Origin of the sequence: Mammaliicoccus sp. J-M40, from assembly GCF_022386395.1 — a bacterium.
In the GTDB taxonomy this organism is placed as follows: Bacteria; Bacillota; Bacilli; order Staphylococcales; family Staphylococcaceae; genus Mammaliicoccus; species Mammaliicoccus lentus.
This window is the reverse complement of sequence record NZ_JAJNIQ010000003.1, coordinates 343,345-360,693: the sequence shown is the minus strand read 5'-3', so window position 1 is coordinate 360,693 and position 17,349 is coordinate 343,345. Positions and strand designations below refer to the sequence as shown.

At 32.6% G+C, this 17,349-nt stretch carries 13 protein-coding genes and 1 pseudogene; 6 read left to right on the top strand and 8 right to left on the bottom strand.

Annotated features, from left to right (window positions below):
* Positions 1-411: 411 nt before the first annotated feature.
* From LQ688_RS06180 to LQ688_RS06170, 3 genes are all read right to left on the bottom strand, one after another.
* Positions 412-960, bottom strand: coding sequence for a YdhK family protein (locus LQ688_RS06180; RefSeq protein ID WP_239705047.1), 549 nt, complete (start codon positions 958-960; stop codon positions 412-414).
* 20 nt (positions 961-980) lie between these two features.
* Positions 981-3,029: a heavy metal translocating P-type ATPase gene (locus LQ688_RS06175; protein ID WP_239705050.1), complete on the bottom strand. Its 2,049-nt coding sequence runs from the start codon at positions 3,027-3,029 to the stop codon at positions 981-983.
* Between the two features lie 307 nt (positions 3,030-3,336).
* The gene (locus tag LQ688_RS06170) at positions 3,337-3,957 is read right to left on the bottom strand and encodes an NAD(P)-dependent oxidoreductase (RefSeq protein ID WP_239705053.1); all 621 of its coding nucleotides are present in this window, start codon (positions 3,955-3,957) and stop codon (positions 3,337-3,339) included.
* A 219-nt stretch (positions 3,958-4,176) separates the two neighbouring features.
* On the opposite strand from LQ688_RS06170, the gene LQ688_RS06165 reads away from it, so the two are divergent.
* The 4 genes from LQ688_RS06165 to xylE all read left to right on the top strand — a co-directional run bounded on the left by LQ688_RS06165 (position 4,177) and on the right by xylE (position 9,775).
* Positions 4,177-5,331: an ROK family transcriptional regulator gene (locus tag LQ688_RS06165; protein ID WP_275582750.1), complete on the top strand. Its 1,155-nt coding sequence runs from the start codon at positions 4,177-4,179 to the stop codon at positions 5,329-5,331.
* Between the two features lie 147 nt (positions 5,332-5,478).
* Positions 5,479-6,801, top strand: coding sequence for a xylose isomerase (gene xylA, locus LQ688_RS06160; protein WP_064211434.1), 1,323 nt, complete (start codon positions 5,479-5,481; stop codon positions 6,799-6,801).
* 5 nt (positions 6,802-6,806) lie between these two features.
* Positions 6,807-8,297 (top strand): xylulokinase, encoded by a 1,491-nt coding sequence (gene xylB / locus LQ688_RS06155; RefSeq protein ID WP_239705056.1) that lies wholly within the window; start codon positions 6,807-6,809, stop codon positions 8,295-8,297.
* A 20-nt stretch (positions 8,298-8,317) separates the two neighbouring features.
* On the top strand, positions 8,318-9,775 hold the full coding sequence (xylE, locus tag LQ688_RS06150) for a D-xylose transporter XylE (RefSeq protein WP_064204730.1): 1,458 nt from the start codon (positions 8,318-8,320) through the stop codon (positions 9,773-9,775).
* A 174-nt stretch (positions 9,776-9,949) separates the two neighbouring features.
* On the opposite strand, the gene LQ688_RS06145 is transcribed toward xylE, so the two are convergent.
* On the bottom strand, positions 9,950-11,347 hold the full coding sequence (locus tag LQ688_RS06145; RefSeq protein WP_064204731.1) for an MFS transporter: 1,398 nt from the start codon (positions 11,345-11,347) through the stop codon (positions 9,950-9,952).
* Positions 11,348-11,665: 318 nt separating this feature from the next.
* Between LQ688_RS06145 and LQ688_RS06140 the strand changes: the two genes are divergently transcribed.
* Positions 11,666-12,127 (top strand): DUF2243 domain-containing protein, encoded by a 462-nt coding sequence (locus tag LQ688_RS06140; RefSeq protein WP_017000043.1) that lies wholly within the window; start codon positions 11,666-11,668, stop codon positions 12,125-12,127.
* A pseudogene (locus tag LQ688_RS06135) lies at positions 12,114-12,887 on the top strand (cytochrome c oxidase assembly protein). The gene LQ688_RS06140 and the pseudogene LQ688_RS06135 overlap by 14 nt, the downstream one beginning before the upstream one ends.
* Before the next feature lie 529 nt (positions 12,888-13,416).
* Here the strand turns inward: LQ688_RS06135 and LQ688_RS06130 are convergent.
* Genes LQ688_RS06130 through LQ688_RS06115 form a run of 4 tightly spaced genes read right to left on the bottom strand, consistent with a single transcriptional unit; the run spans position 13,417 to position 17,345 of the window.
* Positions 13,417-13,839, bottom strand: coding sequence for a pyridoxamine 5'-phosphate oxidase family protein (locus tag LQ688_RS06130; RefSeq protein ID WP_239705059.1), 423 nt, complete (start codon positions 13,837-13,839; stop codon positions 13,417-13,419).
* A gap of 46 nt (positions 13,840-13,885) precedes the next feature.
* Positions 13,886-14,986, bottom strand: coding sequence for a quinolinate synthase NadA (nadA, locus tag LQ688_RS06125; protein ID WP_218688681.1), 1,101 nt, complete (start codon positions 14,984-14,986; stop codon positions 13,886-13,888).
* The gene (gene nadC / locus LQ688_RS06120; RefSeq protein WP_070045004.1) at positions 14,987-15,820 is read right to left on the bottom strand and encodes a carboxylating nicotinate-nucleotide diphosphorylase; all 834 of its coding nucleotides are present in this window, start codon (positions 15,818-15,820) and stop codon (positions 14,987-14,989) included.
* Entirely contained in the window at positions 15,771-17,345 is a 1,575-nt protein-coding gene (locus LQ688_RS06115) for an L-aspartate oxidase (protein WP_239752691.1), read from the bottom strand. Before LQ688_RS06115 ends, nadC begins: the two co-directional genes overlap by 50 nt.
* Positions 17,346-17,349: the final 4 nt, after the last annotated feature.

Here is a 17,349-nt window from a genome sequence, read left to right as displayed (position 1 = left end):
ATCCAATAAGAAGGTGTTTACTTGGATTAACGAGTTAGAAAATCCAATAAAGGTATGTGTAATTGGATTATTGTGTTAGAAAATCCAATAAAGGTATGTTTACTTGGATTATTGTGTTAGAAAATCCAATAAGAAGGTGTTTACTTGGATTATTGTGTTAGAAAATCCAATAAGAAGGTGTTTACTTGGATTAACGAGTTAGAAAATCCAATAAAGGTATGTGTAATTGGATTATTGTGTTAGAAAATCCAATAAGAAGGTGTTTATTTGGATTATTGTGTTAGAAAATCCAATAAGATGATGTTTACCTGGATTAACGTCATGGAAAATCCAACAACAATATCGACTCGATCAATCCCATACAAAAAAGAGCTAAGGATTTATGTCCTTAGCTCTTTTATTCCGATATTTTTAACGTGTTTTTAGTTCATCGCCCGTCATCCATTTATGATTTTTAACCATTTTATCATTATCTGTTGATTGATAATCTACGATATAAACAGTTGTTTCTTCTACATCATCAATTTTAGCTTCTGCATTTTTCATGCCAGACATATGGTCAGCTTTTAATTTAACAGTGTCACCTTTTTTGAAACCATCTTCAGGTGCGTCGGCTACTTCTTCGTTAACGACCCATTTATGATTATTTACTTTGTCGCCACCGTTTGTTAGTGTGTAACTTACTTCATAAGCATAAGTTTTATAAGCTTCTTTCACTGTACCTTTGGCATTTTTCATCCCTGCCATATGTCCTTCTGTAATTGTAACTTTATCACCTTTTTTAAACTTACCATCATTTGTACTCTTCATGTTTTCTGGTGTTTTACTATCGCTTTTATGCTCCATATGTTCTTCTTCTTTATGATTGTTAGATTTTTTATCTTCTGCCTCTTTATCTGATGAACAAGCGGATAATACGAGTCCTGATGCTAGTATAATAAAACTGAATTTCTTAATCATAATTTGAAAGCTCCTATCTTTTATTTTAATTTTAATGTAAAAGCATTAATTGCTACGATAATCGTACTGAATGACATGAGTATTGCGCCAACAGCAGGGGATAAAATTAATCCTATTGCAGCTAATATTCCAGCTGCTAGAGGTACAGCAACGACGTTGTATCCAGCACCCCACCAAAGGTTTTGAACCATTTTCTTCATTGTGTTTTTAGAAAGGTCTAAGAAACTAATAATATCTGATGGGTTACTTTTAACAAGTATGACATCGCCAGACTCAACGGCTACATCCGTACCTGCACCTATAGCCATGCCAATATCGGCTCTAATAAGACTTGGCGCATCATTAATACCATCGCCAACCATCATGACTTTACTACCTTTTGATTGATAGTTTTTAATAATTTTTTCTTTATCTTCAGGCATTAATTGTGAATGTACATCATCAATACCTAACTCTTTGGCAACTGCTTGAGCAACTTCATTATTATCACCTGTAAGCATGACAGGTGTGATGTTTCTAGATAATAAATCAGAAACCATTTGTTTTGAACTTTCTTTAATTTTGTCACCTTGCGCGATAACGCCAATAACTTGGTTGTCATCAATTAAATAACTAACGGAATTGCCTTCTTTAGCAAGGTCGGTAAATTGTTCTTTGTTGTAATCAAATTTATTTTGATCTAAATAAGTTACATTTGTTATTTTTAATTTTCTATTATTAACAGTACCTTCTAGACCAACACCTGGTAAGTTGTTAACTTCTTTAGGGCTAGAATAGGATATGGCTTTACTTTTAACGTAATTGACTATACCAGTAGCAAGAGGGTGATTGGAATTGCTCTCTAATGAAGCAAATAGACTCAATACCTCTTCATCTGTTAATTGTTCATTAAAGCTTTCATAATGGTTAACTGAGAAATTACCTTCAGTTAACGTGCCAGTTTTATCCATCATTATATAATCTAAATGTTGAGCTGTTTCTACAGACTCTCTATTTTTTATAATTAAACCATTGTGTGCACCTATAGATGTAGAACGTGCTGTAACTAAAGGAATCGCTAATCCCAATGCGTGAGGACAAGCTATGACAAGTACTGTTACAAGACGTTCAAGTGCAAAATCAACATTACTTTGAATAAGCATCCATACAATAAACGAAATTAAGCCGATACTTACTGCAAAGTAGAATAAATAACCTGCTACTTTATCAGATAATAATTCAGCTTTGGATTTATCATTTTGTGCTTGGTTCACTAATCCCATTACTTGAGAAAGGTAGCCGTTTTCGCCGGTAGCAGTAACTTTAACTTGAATAGTTCCTGAGCCATTGATGGAACCACCAATAACTTCATCGTTATAAGCTTTAGGAACGAGTTTTGATTCCCCTGTTACTAATGATTCGTCAATGGAAGTTTCACCTTGTGCGATGATACCGTCAGTAGGTATACTTTCACCAGCTTTAACTTCAACGATATCATCAATATCAATATCTGATATTTTCACTTCTTGACGTTGGTCTTCATCGATTACTTTTATAGCGGTATTAGGTAAAAGTTCCGCCATTTTCTTTAAAGCATTGCTAGCATTACCAACTGCATTCATTTCAATCCAGTGACCTAATAACATAATGACAATTAAAGTAGCTAACTCCCAGAAAAAGTCCATAGTATGGGACGACGAAGAGCTAAAGTTATTCATATAAAATGCATATAAACTATAAATATATGCAACTGAAATACCTAGTGTAACTAACGTCATCATTCCAGGTTTTTTACTTAAAATCTCAGATTTAGCACCTGTAATAAATGGCTTTCCGCCATAAAAGAATAAAATTGTAGCTAGAATTAATACGATCCAATCTGAACCTGTAAATGAAACTTGGAACGGTAATTTTACGCCCATCATTGGTGATAAAATGATGATGGGTATTGCGAAAATTAATGAAATAAAGAATTTACTTTTAAAATTACCATGATGGTGAGCGTGGTCACTATGATTATCATGGTCTTCATGATTTTCATGTCCTTGATGACTATGATGCTCATGATCATGCTTGTTATCTTTATTCATGATAATGAACCTCCTAATTTATAAAATTTAAAAGAACAACTAGTTGATAATCAAAGTATAACATATACCCCCTATAGGTATATAGTAAAATGATTTTTTGTTGATTTTATTGTTCAATAACTACAATCATGGTTTACAATAAATAGTGATAACAAGCCTTCCAAGAACTTTATAAAAAAGAAATGTTGATAAAAATTGGAGCTGAAAATAATGAACAACAAATCACTTATTTTTTATTTCAAAAAACTTTTCAGCTATTCTCAAAAATAAAGCCCAGGACAATTATTTATGTCCCGGGCTTTTCTATTTAATACGCAATACCGACTCGCGATTTAACATATTCATCGTTATTCAACTGTTGATAAGCGAATTCTGCAGTATCTGGTACGGAGATTTTAACGCTATCTTCAGGTAAATAATTTTTCTCTGTTCGATATTTGCCAGTTCTTTCTCCATCAGGTAAATACGTAGGACAAACAATTGTCCATTCAAGGGTTGATTGGTCGAGTAGTTCATATACTTTATGATGTTCTTTCGCTGCACGAGTCGTTTTTCTTTTGGATTCGTTTGATTCATAACGTAGAAGATTGATGTCAGTTCTACTTTGTAATATGCCAGCTGTACCTATAGTAATGATACGCTTAACGCCTTCTTGTTCCATTGCTTCAATAATAAGAGGCATAGCTTCTGTTAATGTAGTTGTACCATCAGTACCTAATGCACTGAATATAACATCTACACCTTTTATTGCCTGGGCAATATCATCTTTGTTTAACACATTGCCTTCTATTATATTGAGTTGGTTATATTTAGTTTTTAATTTTTCTTTATTACGAACTAATACATTTATATGGTGATCGTCATTAATCGCATGATTTAAAATCTCATGACCAACACGACCAGTTGCTCCTAAAATTAAAATATTCATAAATTTATATGCTCCTTTTCAGTTATATAAAAAGTGATTTTAGATTGATGTATATAATATCAATGATATCATACAAGAAATTGAACAAATATGAATAATAGAGGGTATATATTAAATAAGGATAAAACTTTTGGCTATTTTAATATGTGTTAAAATAATAAATATAATAAAATGGATATTTAAAATAGAACATTCAAAGTGCATATGGGGTCTTAAATTATGGAAAATAACTTATTTTTAAATATAAATAGTAATGAAAAATTAGTGCTAAAAGAAATTTTTAATCATCAAAATATTTCACGCACAGAAATATCAAAGAATCTAGGAATTAATAAAGCGACCATTTCTAGTATTTTAAATAAATTGAAGAGTAAATCTTTAGTGCGCGAAGTTGGTGAAGGTGACAGTACGAAAAGTGGCGGAAGGAAACCGATCTTACTTAAGGTTAATCATCTGTATGGCTACTTTATTTCGTTAGATTTGACGTATAGTTCTGTTGAAGTGATGTATAACTACTTTGATGGTAATGTGATTCAACACGAATCTTATAAATTACCGAATGATAATGTAAGTAGTATATTAGATATTTTGAAAGAGCACGTTGATGTTCGTGAAAAACATGACACTATTCATGGTTTATTAGGTATGTCTGTATCTATACATGGTGTCGTTGATAATGATCAAAATGTCATTTATTTACCATTCCACAAGACAGATGGAGCTTCTATAACAGAAATGCTAAAAGAATTTGCCAAAGTTCCTGTGATGATCGAAAATGAGGCAAATCTTTCTGCATTGTATGAACGTAATTTTAAGCATAGTTTATCGATTAATAACCTTATAGCGCTTAGCATTCATAAAGGTATTGGTGCGGGCTTAATTATTAATAATAAATTGTATCGCGGTGCCAATGGTGAAGCGGGTGAGATTGGAAAAACACTTGTATCAAAAGTAAGCAATAATGTGGAAACTTATCATAAGATTGAAGATATTTTTTCTCAAGAAGCTTTACTACAAAATTTAAGCCATCAATTAGGTGAGGCGTTAACACTTAGTAAACTAATTCAATATTATAAAGAGCGAAACTCTGTAGTTGTGCAAGAGATGGAGCAATTTATTAATAAGATTGCTATATTAATACATAACTTAAACACGCAATTTAATCCAAATGCTTTTTATGTTAACTGTCCGTTAATTAATGAAATGCCAGAAATTTTAGAAGAAATTAAAGAACAGTTTAAACAGTATTCTCGAAATGAAATTCAAATCAAGCTAAATTCTAATGTGAAGTATGCTACTTTGTTAGGCGGAACTTTAGCAATCATTCAAAAAGTGCTACAAATTGAAGACATTCAATTAGATATTCATATTTAAAAAGAACTTGTTAGAAATCTTTTATAAGATTTCTAACAAGTTCTTTTTTTAATATAGAAAGCGTTTACATAAATGATAGTATATGATATATTATTTTTAAAGTTAGTTTGTTTAATAAACTAACCAACTATCATTAGGAGGATTACAATGACATATTTCGACATAGATAAAGTAAAATACGAAGGTTCAAAATCACAAAACATTTATAGTTTTAAATATTATAATCCGGAAGAAAAAATAGGCGATAAAACGATGGCTGAACATTTAAGGTTTAGTGTCGCTTATTGGCATACATTTACTGCAGATCTTTCAGACCCATTTGGTGTAGGCACGGCTGAACGTGAATGGGATAACTTAAATGAGATGGACAAAGCTAAAGCAAGAGTGGATGCTATTTTTGAATTCATGGAAAAATTAAATCTTGAATATTTCTGTTTCCACGATATTGATATTGCTCCTGAAGGTTCTAATTTAAAAGAATCAAATGAAAACTTAGACGTAATAGTCGATCTTATTAAAGAAAAAATGGACGAAACAGGCAAGAAATTATTATGGAATACTACTAATAATTTCACACATGAACGTTTTGTACACGGAGCAGCTACATCTTCTAACGCTGAAGTATATGCATACGCTGCAGCGAAAGTGAAAAAATCTTTAGAAATTGCTAAAAAGTTAGGCGCAGAAAACTTTGTATTCTGGGGTGGTCGTGAAGGTTATGAAAGTTTATTAAATACCGATATGAAGTTAGAACTAGATAATTTAGCAAACTTCTTCAAGATGGCTAAAAGTTATGCTGAAGAAATAGGATTTGAAGGACAATTCTTAATTGAACCTAAACCTAAAGAACCAACTACTCATCAATATGATACAGACGTTGCAACAGCTCATGCTTTCTTACAGAAGTATGGTTTAGATGATGTATTTAAATTTAATATTGAAGCAAACCACGCTACTTTAGCAGGTCATTCATTCCAACATGAACTAAGATATGCACGCGATAATCAAATGTTAGGATCAGTGGATGCCAATCAAGGTCATCCTCAACTAGGTTGGGATACTGATGAATTCCCTACAGACGTGTATGACACGACATTAGCGATGTACGAAATACTTAAAAATGATGGTTTAAGCCCAGGTGGTCTAAACTTCGATGCTAAGCCAAGAAGAACATCATTTAAACAAGAAGACTTACTATTAACGCACATTGCAGGTATGGATACATTTGCACTTGGATTAAGAGTCGCTCATAAAATGATTGAAGATAACTTCTTCGAAAATATCATTAATAAAAAATATAAATCATTTAGTGAAGGTATCGGTAAGGAAATTGTAGAAGGAACAACTTCATTTAAAGAATTAGAAAAATATGCACATAAAATAGAAAAAATTGAAAATGAGTCAGATCACTTAGAAGTAATAAAATCACAAATCAATCAATATATTCTAAATATCAATAATGGAGAATGATAATTATGACTTATGTAATTGGCGTTGATATTGGTACAAGTGGATTAAAGTCCATAGTTGTTAATAAAGATGGTGAGGTCGTTGATTCTCATAGCATCAGTTATAAAACGACGCATCCAAAGTCTGGTTACAGTGAAATGGATCCAGATGTTTGGTACGAAGCAACAGTGAATAGTTTAACGCACTTATTAAAGAAATTTGATAAACAATCAATCACAGGTATTAGCTTTTCAGGGCAGATGCATGGATTAGTCGTTGTTGACGAATCTGGTGATAGTATAAGACCAGCTATTTTATGGAATGATACACGTACTTCACAAGAAGTGGAAGAAATTAAAGAAACTTTAGGTATGGAATTCTTACTTAAACAAACACAAAATACTGTACTTGAAGGTTTCACACTTCCGAAATTAATTTGGCTAAAAAATAATGAACCTAATAATTATAAAAAGATTCATAAATTTATGTTGCCGAAAGATTATGTTGTCTATAAATTGACGGGTAATATTTTCACAGAACCATCAGATGCTGCTGGAACGATTATGTATAATATCAAATCAGAAAAATGGTCTGAAACGTTATTAGATCAATTAGATATTGATTCGAACATATGCCCAGAAGTGATTCCTTCTCATCAAAAAAGTGGTGTGTTAAAAGAAGATATTAAGAATCAATTAAATATTGACTGGGAAATAAATATTTATCAAGGTGGCGCAGATAATGCCTGTGGTGCACTTGGTTCTGGTATAACAGATGAAACAAAACAACTTGTAAGCATTGGTACATCGGGCGTTGCACTTTCTATTGAGAACAGTGAACATTACGAAAATGACGGTAACATGCATTACTTTAGTCATTGTGTGCCAAATCAAAAGTATATTATGGGTGTCACACTTTCAGCTGGCTATAGTTTAGAATGGCTGAAGCAATTGCTTAACCCAGATGAAGACTTTAGTACATTCTTACAAGATATTTCACAATCTAAAATAGGGGCAAATGGACTCTTGTATACACCATATCTATTAGGTGAACGTACACCGTATAACGATGCATCTGTCAGGGGTAGCTTTATTGGGCTAGATGCTAATACATCGCAAAAGGATATTAAACGTTCAGTACTTGAAGGTGTTACTTACTCTATTAATGAAAGTATCGAGATTATGAAAAATCAAGATGTCGATATAAAAGAAATTGTTTCTATTGGTGGAGGCGCAAAAAATGAAGAATGGTTACAAATACAAGCGGATATCTTTAATGCGCCTATTATGACTAGGACAGAAGAACAAGGGCCAGCATATGGTGCTGCAATGTTAGCTGCAATGGGCGAAAACTGGTTTGATACATTTCAAGATATTAGCCAATCATGGATTAACTATCATGAAAAAGTCACGCCAGATTCAAAAAATAATGAATCATATCAAAAATTATTTAATATATATAAACAAATTTATACTGCAACTCAGCCACTAACGAAACACTTAGCTCAATTTAAATAACGAATTAGGGAGATGGGGTAATGAGTAGTTATGATAATAAGAGATTTATCTTTAAAATTGCACTAATCGCAACGCTTGGTGGGCTATTATTTGGTTATGATACAGCAGTAATTTCTGGGGCAGAACAATCATTACAAAAGTATATTACATCAGGATATGGTAGTTTTATCCACGGAATAACAGTATCAAGTGCTTTAATCGGGTGTATTATAGGTGGATTATTGTCTTCAAATATTTCAAGAAGTTTAGGTCGTAAAAAATCTTTACAAGTTGCTGCAATCTTATTTATAGTATCAGCAATTTTATCAGGATATCCAGAATTTCTATTCTTTGATGCAGGACAATCAAGTTTAGGGTTGTTAGTCATGTTTAATATATACCGTGTTATAGGTGGGATAGGAGTAGGCTTAGCTTCTGCTATTTCTCCAATGTATATTAGTGAAATTTCTCCTTCATCAATTAGAGGACGACTCGTATCTTGGAACCAGTTCGCAATTATATTTGGTATGTTAGTCGTATACTTTGTAAACTATGGTATTACATTTGGTCAATCACAAAATTGGGTTGATGTAATAGGTTGGCGTTATATGTTTATGACTGAAGCAATACCAGCTGTCGTATTCTTTGTATTGCTATTCTTGGTACCAGAAACACCTAGGTATTTAATATTAGCTAATAAAGATAAAGACGCATTAACTGTTCTGAATAAAATTTATTCATCAAATGAGCATGCTAAAAAAGTATTGAAAGATATATTATCTACAAAAAGTAAGAAAAATGATACAAAAGCACCATTATTTAGTTTTGGTAAAACAGTCATTATCATCGGAATATTACTATCTATATTCCAACAATTTATTGGAATAAACGTAGCACTTTATTATGCACCGAGAATTTTCGAAACCCTTGGTGCAGGTAGTGATGCTTCAATGATTCAAACTGTCGTTATGGGATTAGTAAATGTGGTATTCACATTAATTGCTATAATTTATGTTGATAAATTTGGACGTAAACCGTTACTTATCATTGGATCAACAGGAATGGCTATCGGTATGATAGGCATGAGTATATTAACAGCAAATGGAATATTCGGTGTAATCACATTACTATTTATGGTCATCTATACTGCTTCATTTATGATGAGTTGGGGTCCAATTATTTGGGTATTATTATCAGAAATATTCCCGAACCGTATTAGAAGTAGTGCGATGGCTATAGCAGTAGCAGTTCAGTGGTTAGCGAACTTTACAATCACATCAACTTATCCATTTATGATGGATATCAGCGGTACAATGACTTATGGTTTTTATGCAACAATGAGTATACTGTCAGGAATATTTGTTTGGAAATTCATACCTGAAACTAAAGGTAAAACTTTAGAAGAACTAGAAAGTATATGGGAAAAAGATAAGCCTAACGAGAATAAACAAACTGAAGAATACGGAAATGTACCGTATGAAAATACAGTTACGAAGTAGTAAAGAGGCTGGGACATAAATACATGTCTCAGCCTCTTTTATTATAATGGCAGTAGCTGACTGGGTTGAAAATGTGCTTATATCAAGCTTTTTCCAACCCTAGTCATCCTTGCCGGGGCGGGACTACGAAATCTATTTATTAAAATGAGATTTCTGTCCCGCTCCGTTTTGTTGTTATACTTTTTCAATATATTGGTCTTCATGTTCTACATCTTTACCAACTGGCTCCCATTTAATAACGGTAGTAATAATTAAACCAAGTATAGGCACAGCGGCTAAAAATAGCATTGTATTATTTAGCCCGAAGTTAGCTAAAATAATTGGGAATATAAATGTCCCAAACATACTGCCGAATCGACTAACTGATTCAACAAATCCGGTACCTTTACCTCTTAAAATAGTCGGATAAGATAAGGCTCCAATTGCTTTCCCTTGTGTGCCTGGACCACCTGCATGACCGAATAGGAAGAATGCTACCATGAGTGCAATTAACCATGTATATGTGTGTCCGTAAAAGAATCCGATGACTAACATTGAACAACCTACAATACTAAAACCAATCATCGTTAGTTTGCGTGCGCCGTATTTAGTTGTCAGTAATGCACCTACTAAACCACCAATGATACCAGCAACGTTAATCAAAGCTGTACCTGATAATGATTCAATTTTATTGTCACCAATAATGTATATAGCAATTAAAGGAATATATAATCCAATTGCATAATACTGCATACCTTGCAATGTAGCTATTGAAGTCGCTAATATTGTTCTTTTACGATAACGTTTGTTGAATAATGTTCTTAAAGGATGTTTTACTTCTGTTTTACGGTAAGATTCATCTTCGCCTTTATTCGGTTCAAGTTTCACTTTAATATTGTAGTTCTTTTCAAGTTCTCTTGTAGCTTGAGTAAGTGTTTTGTTTTTCATGGACCAAGTAGGGCTTTCACTTAAATAAAAAAGTCTCAAAACTAGTATAATCGTTGCAAATACAGCACCAAGACCTACTGAATAACGCCATAACCAAGTGCCAGTACCTAATTCATATAGCAGAATCACAATCAGTGCAGATGATACCACTGCAATATACCAGACAACTTGCCAATAATTGACATTACGACCTTTATCCTTTTTATTACTGATTTCTGCAATGAATGTGAAAGCAACAGGGCTGTCCATACCGATTGCAAATCCCATCAATAATCTGAAACAGAGTAATATGAATGGGGTAGGCGATAACGCTGCACCGAGAGCGCCTATAATTAAGGAGATTAATGAAATGGATAGAATAAGCTTGCGGCCCAATTTATCAGCATAAAAACCACCAATAGCTGCACCGATTAAAGCACCAAAAGGCATAGCAGTCATAACAAAAGATAAATATGTTGCGGATAAATTAAATTCTTCTGTAAGCTGATCAGTAGCTGTACCTAAAATCGTTAAATCGTAAGCGTCTAAAAAAATAGTCCCTAATACTATAATAAGTAGTAGTGACGTACGCTTTGTTGTTTTTCGCTCATTTACATAATCGACGATATCTTGTTTCGTATGTATTGTGATTGTTTCATTTGTCATACCCGTCCCCTCCTAAAAATATGTTTGCACACTTTAATGAAGATACAAATGTGTTGAATCAGAAGCTGTTTATAGTAAATATATACCCTTTGAGTGTAAATGTTAAATGATAAAAGTTATGAGTATAAATAATATTACACGAATAACTATGTATAAAAATTAACTACCTTACCGATTTATATATCATTCGCTTTATTGTACAGTTTCCTGTACAGCAATTCGAATGGTTTAGATGAGTATTCTTAAAATAGAGAGAGATTACACTAAACATATGAGGGTATTTGTTAGAATAAGAGCTATTTTCGAGGGGGTATTTTGATGCATAATGAACGCCAACTTTACGATAAAAAACATAGGTGGTCCGGACTTATGTTTGGCTTTGGTTTAGCGGGTTTTATAGACGAAATGGTTTTTCATCAGTTTTTACAGTGGCATCATTTTTATGACCAAATGACGAGAGAAGTAGGCTTATTTTCTGATGGTGTGTTAAACGCAATGTGTGGATTTTTTATTATTTTTGGTTTGTTTTTATTGGCAGATGCGAGACGAAAATTCAGCACGAATTGGATATTTTGGATTGGTCGAGTATTAATGGGAATGGGCACATTCCAGGTATATGACGGCATTATTAATCATAAAATTTTGAGAATGCACCAAATTCGCTACGTAGATAATGTCATTACTTATGATATAGTTTGGATTGTTACAGGTTCTTTAATGATTATCGTTGGGTATTTAATGTCTCGAAAAAGAGAGATGATAAAGCATGATAATTCTTAATTCTTTGCCTATTGTTATCATAGCGTTATCCTTAATTGGTTCGTATATTGGAATGGCATTGAAAGAACGAAGTTGGCCATTTTATAGAACATGTTTATGGGTAATTGGTGTTTGTAGTGGTTCAATTGTAATGATTGAACCAATGGCGAGTTTAATGCATCATCATTTTGTTAACCACATGTATGGGCATATACTATTAGGGATGTTAGCACCCCTTTTAATGGTGCTTGCAGCTCCGATAACGTTGTTATTAAAATCATTACCTACAAAAAGCGCGAGAAAGTTAACTTCGTTTATGAATACTGGTTACGTCAAATTTATAATGCATCCAGTAACAGCACTTGTCTTAAATACTGGCGGTTTATGATTATTGTATAGGACTGATTTATTCATGTACATGCATCATTCTGCTTTAATTTATTATTTAGTTCATATTCATATTTTTCTAGCAGGATACTTATTTACGTCTATCATGCTATATATAGATCCAGTACGAAATCCTTATTCATTTCGTTACAGGGCTATTGTTATGATGATTTCAGTCACTTTGCACCAAATATTATCTAAGTCATTTTATCCTTATCCTCCTTCAGGGGTAGAGACGAATCAAGCAGAAAAAGGCGCAATGGTCATGTACTATGGTGGAGATGTAATAGAACTCTTTATTATATTTTTAATGTGTTTAAAATGGTATAAAAGTGTGAGGCCGAAAAGAATAAATCAATATAATAAGCAGAGTAGTAAAAGGCTCAATGTTTAATGATTTAAAATTTTGTTTTGTGTATCGGAGATGTATGAATGGGTAAAGCACGTTTAATTATAATGCCATTATTTATCAGTTTAATACTTACATGTATTACGTATTTTTTATTCGTAATTATTGATTTAATAACAAATTACCATACTGCTGACTTGTTATTAAACGTAGATTTTGTAAGAAATTATCAAAATATAACTTTAATAGAAGAATTGAGTTATCATTTTTTAACTACTTTCATAATAGTAATTATCACTATTGTTATTTACGTTAATTTCAATAAATTGAAAATTATTTTTTTAACAACTCTCTTTATTATATTTACTGTTTTATATCCAATTCTTATAAAAATGTCAGAAAGGGATATATTTCAATATAGCTTAAATGAACATGTTATTTGGATAGTGGGTCATATATTATTTCTATACTTGTTAAACATTATTGTGACACGTAGTTACTTGAAGTGATTAGTAATAAAAAACCTGAAAAATCTTAAAAGATTTTTCAGGTTTTATTTAATATAAAAGCTTTATTATAGAGTGATAACCTGTGGTGTCTCTACATCATCATCATTCATAAGTTTTATAGTTTTAGGTTTAATCTTTATAACGCATAAATCTGGGTCTTTTTTAGAGTCAAAGAATGTTTTATCTTGGTTTTGCCATAACCAATCTATTGTTTCTTGAACTTCTATAATTTCTGCGTCAGCATCTATTTCTAAAAAGCTATGGTTCGTTGTTTCATTATATCCTAGTAATACATGTGCTTTCGGATTATCCCTGAATTCTTCAACTTTTGTCGTTTCTTTGCTTGTTTTTGTATATAGTGTCAAATCGTCGTTATAAAACATCATGTAACGACTGTTTGGTACGTTATGATGAGCTGTAGATAATACACCTACTCGTGATTGATTTAAAATGTTTTCAGTTTTATCTTGGATTTCAGTTTTATCCATTTCTATCACCTCACTGTAACTATACCCAGTATATATGAGTTAAATCTTAAACGATACTTAGCATACGTTCTAATGACTGCTTTGCATAATATGCTGTTTCTTCATCAACTTTAATGATGTTTTCAAGATGACCTTGTTGTATTTTGTCTAGGCACCATGCTAGATGTGGTAAGTCGATTCTATTCATCGTTAAGCATGAACACATAAGTGGATTAAGTGAGTTTATGGTGATATCAGTATATGTTGTTTTTAAACGGTTAACGAGATTCATTTCAGTTCCTATTACCCAATTAGAGCCTTTTGGAGCGTTTTTAATCTTGTCGATAATATATTTAGTAGACCCCGCGTAGTCTGCCATTTGAACAATGTCGAATTGACATTCAGGGTGTACGATGACATTTACATTTGGATCTTTTTTACGTGCTTGTTCAATGTGTATTGGATAAAATTTTTCGTGAACGGAACAATGACCTTTCCACAATATAATTCTAATATCATCTTCATTGCCATCATAATCTAATACCTTTTGAATAGGGTCCCAAACTGCCATTTCTTCAAGTTTTATTCCTAGTTTATATGCTGTATTACGTCCTAAATGTTGATCAGGTAAAAATAAAATACGCTTACCTTGGTCCAATGCCCACTCTATAACGCTATCAGCATTGCCACTTGTCACACAAGAACCACCATTTTCTCCTACAAATTTTTTAATAGCTGCTGTAGAGTTAACGTAAGTAAGAGGTAAAATGTTATCACCTAAACGCTGTGTTAATACTTCATAGCCATATAATGCCTGGTCGATATTTGCCATATCTGCCATTGAACAACCTGCAGATAAATCTGGTAAATATATATTTTGATTATCGTACGTTAGTATGTCTGCAGTCTCAGCCATAAAATGTACACCGTTAAATACAAAATATTTAGCTTTTGTATTTTCTTTACATATTCTTGCTAGTTCTAGAGAGTCTCCCATTATATCTGCAAATTGCGCGACTTCATCTTTTTGGTAATGGTGTGTTGGCATAAATAACTGGTCACCTAATTTAGCTTTGATTATTCGTATTTTCTCTTCTAGTTGTTCCGTTGTCATATTTAAATATTGATCTGGTATAGACTGTGCTTTTTCTATTGTAGGATTAAACAATTAAATAACCACCTTTGCTGAAATGTCTAATGCTTGTTGATTGTAAAATAAAGAACCTATCGAAATATAATGAACACCTGTTTGAGCATATTCTAGAACATTATCAATATTGATGTTTCCAGAAGCTTCCGTCTTAATATGACTAGGTACATCTTGAATATGCTGTGCTATCCATTCAGGTTTGCAATTATCAAACATAATGATATCTACCTCTGCTTTAATTGCTTCTTGTAATGAATCTATATCTTCTATTTCGATTTCTATTTTATCCATTGGACCGACTAGTTGCTTTGCTTTTGACACGAGGTCTTGTATAGATTCGCTAAAACTAATATGATTATCTTTTAACATCAATCCATCATTTAAAGTTCGACGATGATTGTATCCACCGCCCACGTGAACAGCATGTTTTTCAAACATACCGAGACCCGGTGTTGTCTTTCTTGTATCAACTATTTTAACGTTTGTATCTTGAACTTTTTGTACGATGTGATGAGTTGATGTGGCAATGCCTGACATGCGTTGTATTAAGTTTAAAGTGATGCGTTCCATCGTAAGTAAAGTTGTGATAGAACCTTTTATAATTGCGATTTTTTGTCCTTTTTCTACAATTTCACCGTCTTTAACTAATATATTCGTATGAACATTGCTTTCAATTAGTTTAAAGCTTTCTTGAATGATTGTTTCTCCACAAAAAATACCTTGAGCTTTACTGATAAGAGTTAATTCACCTTTTTGATTTAAATCAAAAACACTTGAAGATAAATCACCATAATGATTATCCTCAAGGTAAAATTGTTTGAGCTTTTCTTGGACATACAACTTGTTTAGCATGAAATTTATCCTCCATTGTGATTTCTATATCAATAGTTTGTAATTGAGGTTGGCTATGCGGGTAATCCGTTCTAAAATGAGCACCTCTAGATTCATTTCTATTTAAAGCTGATAAACTTACCATTTCTAAAGTTTTTATTTCTACATACCTTTGCCAATTTTCTTTATTCCATTCATCTGTAACCATTGAATTTCTAAGACAAAGTTGAATATCTTTTAAGTAACGTTGTATATTTTGGCCATTACGTTCTATACCTAATACTTCAAAACTTTGATTTCGTAACGCATGAAAATCTTGTGCTGTAATGAGAGGTATTTGTAACCTACATAGTTGAATGCTTTGTATTTCTCTGGTTGAAGAGTTTTTTATTTTTCTTCCACAAAGGTTTCCCATAACAAGACCTTCTAAAAGTGAATTGCTAGCTAATCGATTAGCACCATGAAAATTTGTATTGCAGGCTTCACCAATAGCATAGAAGTGTGGTTCTTCAGTTGTACCGTCTAAATGCGCTTTAACGCCACCCATTGTATAGTGTGCACCTGGAGAAACAGGTATCAATTGATTATGATATGCATCCGGAAAATGTTTAACTAGATTTTTATATATCGTTGGAAATCTAGTAGGGAAGTGGTCAATATGTTTTATGTTGATATAACATTGGTGACCTTCTTTTTGTTGCTGGAAAATAGCTCTACTCGTCACATCTCGTGGTGCTAAACTACTAAGCGGATGTAAGTCGTTCATAAACTCGTGACCAATTTCATTGACTAATATACCGCCGTGCCCTCTTACTGCTTCTGAAACTAAGCCATATGTTTCGTTGTTAGTGCCTAGTAAAGTCGGGTGAAATTGTATCATTTCCATATGTCTTAGATGGATGTTGCTATGATATGCAACTATATGACCTGAGTTTATTGTTTGAGACGCGCTAGAATTGATAGGAAACAAGTTACTGTAACCACCAGTAGCTAAAATCACGTCATGAGCGATGATTTCTAATTTGTTGTCATGCTTATCAAGCGCAACGACACCGGATATTTCATGTGAAACGTCTCTTAATAAGTCAATCACTTCAGTTTCTTCGTAAATAGTTAAATTTTCTGACGGTAAATGTTGAATGAGATATTTAGTAATATAAGAACCTGTTTGATCGCCTCCTATGTGTAGAATACGTGCTTTTGAATGGGCACCTTCCATAGCAAAATCTAAACAAGTTTGTTCGGACTTTTTATCAAAATTTAAGCCATCATCTATCATCTCTTGGATAATGTTATGGCTTTGTTGAATCATTGATTGGATGATGCTTAAATCACCTAATTCATTTCCAGCAGTATATGTATCTTGTATATGTGCGTTCCCATAATCATTTTCATATTTTGAAAAACAAATACCGCCTTGAGCTAAATTGCTATTATGCATATTAAGTTTATCTTTTGTAATACAATGAATTTCGACATTTGGACCTAAGGCTTTAATGGCTGATAATGCAGCAATTCCTGAACCTATCACTATAACTTTTCTCAAGTTT

What these genes read in the sequence shown, in the direction of transcription:
- LQ688_RS06180 (WP_239705047.1), bottom strand. Translation starts at nt 960, where the DNA reads ATGATTAAGAAATTCAGTTTTATTATACTAGCATCAGGACTCGTATTA.
- LQ688_RS06175 (WP_239705050.1), bottom strand. Translation starts at nt 3,029, where the DNA reads ATGAATAAAGATAACAAGCATGATCATGAGCATCATAGTCATCAAGGA.
- LQ688_RS06170 (WP_239705053.1), bottom strand. Translation starts at nt 3,957, where the DNA reads ATGAATATTTTAATTTTAGGAGCAACTGGTCGTGTTGGTCATGAGATT.
- LQ688_RS06165 (WP_275582750.1), top strand. Translation starts at nt 4,177, where the DNA reads ATGGAAAATAACTTATTTTTAAATATAAATAGTAATGAAAAATTAGTG.
- xylA (WP_064211434.1), top strand. Translation starts at nt 5,479, where the DNA reads ATGACATATTTCGACATAGATAAAGTAAAATACGAAGGTTCAAAATCA.
- xylB (WP_239705056.1), top strand. Translation starts at nt 6,807, where the DNA reads ATGACTTATGTAATTGGCGTTGATATTGGTACAAGTGGATTAAAGTCC.
- xylE (WP_064204730.1), top strand. Translation starts at nt 8,318, where the DNA reads ATGAGTAGTTATGATAATAAGAGATTTATCTTTAAAATTGCACTAATC.
- LQ688_RS06145 (WP_064204731.1), bottom strand. Translation starts at nt 11,347, where the DNA reads ATGACAAATGAAACAATCACAATACATACGAAACAAGATATCGTCGAT.
- LQ688_RS06140 (WP_017000043.1), top strand. Translation starts at nt 11,666, where the DNA reads ATGCATAATGAACGCCAACTTTACGATAAAAAACATAGGTGGTCCGGA.
- LQ688_RS06130 (WP_239705059.1), bottom strand. Translation starts at nt 13,839, where the DNA reads ATGGATAAAACTGAAATCCAAGATAAAACTGAAAACATTTTAAATCAA.
- nadC (WP_070045004.1), bottom strand. Translation starts at nt 15,820, where the DNA reads ATGCTAAACAAGTTGTATGTCCAAGAAAAGCTCAAACAATTTTACCTT.